Raw genomic sequence first — 4,150 nt, 5'->3', positions numbered from 1 at the left:
TTTTCGAAGATTGTTTCGCCCTAGTTATTCTTTTTCGAAACGGCTGTTTTGTTGTCAGCTCAAATAATATACCATTTTCAACTACAGAATACAACTTGTAATATTTTACAAATACCCAATATCTAAATTTTATTTACTAATAGTCAGCTATTTCAACATGTACTACTTTTAAAAAAAACTATATCGTTGATTTGCCGCTAAACGCGTCGTCGATTTTTTTGATATTTATAATACTCGTTCCTTTTATTTGCTTATTGTCAGAAGACTTACAATTAGACGGAGTCTTTTAGCCCCCCGCCTAACGATGCTCATCATTTTATAACCTGCAAATCTCATGGGCACATTGGCCATACGAAGGACAACAGCACATGGCACGCAACACCTTCAGGTCATGAATAACGATTTTTCCGTCTCTCGTATCCAAGGTTCCCTGCTCTTTTAGCGAGCTCAGCATCCGATTCACACTTTCGCGCGTTGCTCCAATCATCTCGCCCAGTTCGGAGTGACTTAGCTTCATGTTCAGTAAAATGCCATCCTTCACAGCTACACCACATGTATTACTTGCACGGATCAGTGTAGACGCTAGTGCCCCCGTTTTACCATACAACAGTAAGTCTCGAAACCGTGATTGCATAATTCGTTGCTTCATTGCCATCCACTGTATGAACTGAAGCGCCATTTCCCCGTTCTTAGACAGGAGTGACTCCAGATCCTTAACAAGCACGACACCTAACTCACACACATCGGCTGTTTCTGCAGTACAACTATACTCTTCCCCATCTATCCCACTAAACTCCCCGATCAAATCGCCTTGGTGCTGAATAGTCAGAATCAATTCTTTACCGTCTTCTGTCGATTTACGGAGTTTAACATGACCCGAATGTATATAATAAAGCTGCTCCGCATCATCACCCTCTCGAAAAAGCATAACGCCTGCCTTTACCTTCTTCCAGGACATGATATCTTTTAACAGCTCAAAATGCTCTTCCGTCAGAAAAAGCTGAATCCCCGTGCGCTGCGTTTCGTCCCTAAACCGTTCCATACAAGTGGCTTGCATATTAGCGTCCTCCTCGTGTTTACCTGATATCTTTATCATAATGTTTTGATTCTTGGGTTGTTATCGGGAGAACACCTGATTTTGCACCTCCCTACTCCCTGATTTGCAGTGATAAATATCACTTCCAGGATTATCTAACGCCCCATTTATCGCCCCACCTCTTATTGATTACCCAGTCTAATGAAAAGTCAGTGTTTCCTGCGCCTATAGATCAGGGGGTTCCCTGAATTACTTTTGTACCTGTCGGAATTACAATAAATTAGAGCTACAGTTGGTTAAGATAAAGGATGTGTCTTCTATGCTACAAATAACGGATGAAATGCGAAATGAACTGAACCAGTTGCGAGATCATGTTTATGGGGATCTCACTGCACTTGCATTTATGTCCAGGTCAGGGGGTAAGTTGCATTGGTATTATGCCTCCGGCAGCCGAAACAATCGCTATCGCCTTATCTCTTTTAAAGTCGGTCATGGGATTGCCGGGATGGCTGTTCGTCTGGGGCGTACCGTAACCGTTAGCGCTTTAATATCAGGCAGTATACGTTTACGTCAAGAATGTGCGCTTATGCTGGCCGAACAGTTACATTCTGCAGTAGCCATTCCCTTTTCCAGTACAGGAGACTTGCCAAACGGTGTGCTACTTGTTGGTAACCGTGAAGTGAGAACATTCACCGAATCTGATGTAGCCAAGGCCACTCAAGTCGCACATCGCCTTGGCCAGCTTTGTGCTCTCCCTCTCACTCCATAGATTGATATTTGAAGAAAAATAAAATTATAAATATAAGTGATTATGAACAGCTCATCTAACTATCTCTGTTGATTGAAATCCCTAAAATTTGCTATGATTATGACAAAACGCACGGTTTTTACCGTTCGAGGGGATGACTAATTGATTCGTATACTAGTAGTGGATGATCATGTTGTCGTACGTTCTGGCCTTATGGCCCTATTGGACGGCAAAAACGGTATTAAGGTAGTAGGAGATGCAGCAGACGGGGATGAAGCAATCCGCAAAGCGGTGGAGCTACAACCTGATGTCGTGCTCATGGATTTTAGTATGCCACCTGGCAAAGATGGCCTCACGGCAACCACCGAATTAAAAAAACAGTTGCCGGATACAGAAGTGCTTATTTTAACGATGCATGATGATGAGGAATATCTGTTCCGAGCCATTCAAGCCGGAGCATCTGGATATATTTTAAAAAGTGCACCTCATGAGGAATTACTCGCTGCCATCCAGTCTGTGGCCGAAGGCAGTGCCTATCTATACCCCAATGCAACCAAACGCCTGATGAGTGAATATCTGGACAAAATCAAACAAGAGGGCATAGCCGGACCGTATGAATCCCTGTCTGAGCGGGAAAAAGAGATCCTATCATGGGTAGCCAAAGGATATGCCAACAAGGAAATTGCCGAACACCTGGTGATTAGCGTCAAAACCGTAGAGTCCCACAAAAGCAACCTTATGGAGAAGCTTAACTTGAAAACACGGCCTGAGTTGGTCAAATTTGCACTGAAAAAGGGGTTGCTCCATTATGAATGAACCTCCTAACCCTTTACTGCAGCCCGCCTTTGGGGAGTCAACCGATAAACTACTGAATGATTTGGAAATTCATATACCAGATTCTCCTTTTCTCCATGTACTGCGTAGTTCTCTCCACCAGCTATCCAATCTTAAATTTGCTCTAGATACATCTTCCATCGTTGCTCTGACCGATCATCGAGGAATTATTCAGTACGTAAACGATAAGTTCTGTGAGATTTCGCAATATAGTCGTGAAGAATTGATCGGGCAGGATCATCGTCTCATTAATTCGGGCTATCATACTCGAGCCTTCATGAAGAACCTGTGGACTACGATCCGTTCTGGTGAGGTATGGCAGGGAGAAATACGAAATCGTGCTAAAGATAACAGCTACTACTGGGTGAATACTACGATTGTTCCATTTATGGACGAGGAAGGTAAACCCTATCAGTACTTAGCGATCCGTAATGAAGTAACTAAATTAAAAAAAGTAGAGGCAGAGCTTCAGACCATGATGACGCAAGTCATGCAAATACAGGAGGAAGAGCGTAAACGCTTTTCAAGAGAGCTTCATGATGGGATTGGTCAAAGCCTGTTTTCACTTATTATTCAACTAGATAGCCAACTAGCTGAACAGCCCAGTGCTACTCTGGAAAATCTGCGTACACAGGTAACTGATATTATTAAAGATGTTCGTGGCTTAGCGTGGGAACTTCGTCCCTCAGTTCTGGATGATTTGGGTGTCGTACCGGCCCTAAGAACTTATATTGAAAATTTCTGTTCGCATTACGGAATCGAAGTGCATTTTCAATGTACTTTACGTAAACGCCTTGATATCCGAAAAGAAATAGCAATCTATAGAATTGTACAAGAAGCACTGACGAATGTGGCTAAATACGCAGATGTAGCAGAAGCATACGTTGATGTAGAGGATCAAGACGAAATAATAAAAGTAACTATTCGGGATGAGGGTATGGGCTTCTCTGGAGAATCCAAAGGAGAGGGAGTTGGATTGTTCAGCATGGAAGAACGAGCTAGAGGAGTAGGCGGCTTCATGAGCATGACTTCTGCTCCAAATCAGGGAACCTCCATCCAACTAACCATTCCAGTGTAAAATCTGTGCACTAGATCAGTTATCGGTGTATCCCCATGCAGGAACAGGAGAGATACACCGATGGCAAGCACTAACAATAGCCATCACTTTGTGGAATCTATGGAATATAAATGTACAAAAAAAGAGAGAGCTCTGTCCCCAGACAGGCTCTCTTTATTTATAAGGTGTCACCACTGAGGCAACAAGAATCCGCTATAGCAAAAAGCGGGTGATGGGAATCGAACCCACGCTACCAGCTTGGAAGGCTGGAGTTCTACCATTGAACTACACCCGCAAATCAGTATCGGGATGACACGATTTGAACATGCGACCCCCTGGTCCCAAACCAGGTGCTCTACCAAGCTGAGCTACATCCCGACATTATACATTTTTTAAGAAATGGCGCGCCCTGAGAGATTCGAACTCCCGGCCTTTTGATTCGTAGTCAAACGCTCTATCCAGCTGAGCTAAGGGC

Annotated in this window: 4 protein-coding genes and 2 tRNA genes; 3 read left to right on the top strand and 3 right to left on the bottom strand. The window is 43.5% G+C overall.

Translation table 11 applies throughout. From position 1 onward, the window contains the following. Window positions 1-316: 316 nt before the first annotated feature. Complete coding sequence (locus KSP24_RS24985) at window positions 317-1,057, bottom strand: Crp/Fnr family transcriptional regulator (RefSeq protein ID WP_013369025.1); 741 nt, start codon at window positions 1,055-1,057, stop codon at window positions 317-319. A gap of 298 nt (window positions 1,058-1,355) precedes the next feature. Here KSP24_RS24985 and KSP24_RS24980 point away from each other — a divergent pair, with 298 nt between their 5' ends. From KSP24_RS24980 to KSP24_RS24970, 3 genes are all read left to right on the top strand, one after another. Then, window positions 1,356-1,805 (top strand): GAF domain-containing protein, encoded by a 450-nt coding sequence (locus KSP24_RS24980; protein WP_017428696.1) that lies wholly within the window; start codon window positions 1,356-1,358, stop codon window positions 1,803-1,805. A 141-nt stretch (window positions 1,806-1,946) separates the two neighbouring features. After that, a complete protein-coding gene (locus KSP24_RS24975) occupies window positions 1,947-2,600 on the top strand; it encodes a response regulator (protein ID WP_013369023.1) in 654 nt (217 codons plus the stop codon). Further along, the gene (locus tag KSP24_RS24970; protein WP_216977149.1) at window positions 2,593-3,696 is read left to right on the top strand and encodes a PAS domain-containing sensor histidine kinase; all 1,104 of its coding nucleotides are present in this window, start codon (window positions 2,593-2,595) and stop codon (window positions 3,694-3,696) included. Before KSP24_RS24975 ends, KSP24_RS24970 begins: the two co-directional genes overlap by 8 nt. A 203-nt stretch (window positions 3,697-3,899) precedes the next feature. Here KSP24_RS24970 and KSP24_RS24965 read toward each other — a convergent pair. Both KSP24_RS24965 and KSP24_RS24960 read right to left on the bottom strand, forming a co-directional pair. Beyond that, a tRNA-Gly gene (locus KSP24_RS24965) sits at window positions 3,900-3,970 on the bottom strand. Between the two features lie 9 nt (window positions 3,971-3,979). Then, window positions 3,980-4,053: transfer RNA gene (locus tag KSP24_RS24960), tRNA-Pro, on the bottom strand. Window positions 4,054-4,150: the final 97 nt, after the last annotated feature.

The organism is Paenibacillus sp. AK121, assembly GCF_019042715.1.
GTDB classification, from domain to species: Bacteria; Bacillota; Bacilli; order Paenibacillales; family Paenibacillaceae; genus Paenibacillus; species Paenibacillus polymyxa_C.
Note: the sequence above shows the minus strand (reverse complement) of the source record. Positions and strands in the feature narration are given on the sequence as shown.

Excerpts from the sequence above, each read along its gene's own strand:
- KSP24_RS24985 (WP_013369025.1), bottom strand. The coding sequence starts at position 1,057 with ATGCAAGCCACTTGTATGGAACGGTTTAGGGACGAAACGCAGCGCACG.
- KSP24_RS24980 (WP_017428696.1), top strand. The coding sequence starts at position 1,356 with ATGCTACAAATAACGGATGAAATGCGAAATGAACTGAACCAGTTGCGA.
- KSP24_RS24970 (WP_216977149.1), top strand. The coding sequence starts at position 2,593 with ATGAATGAACCTCCTAACCCTTTACTGCAGCCCGCCTTTGGGGAGTCA.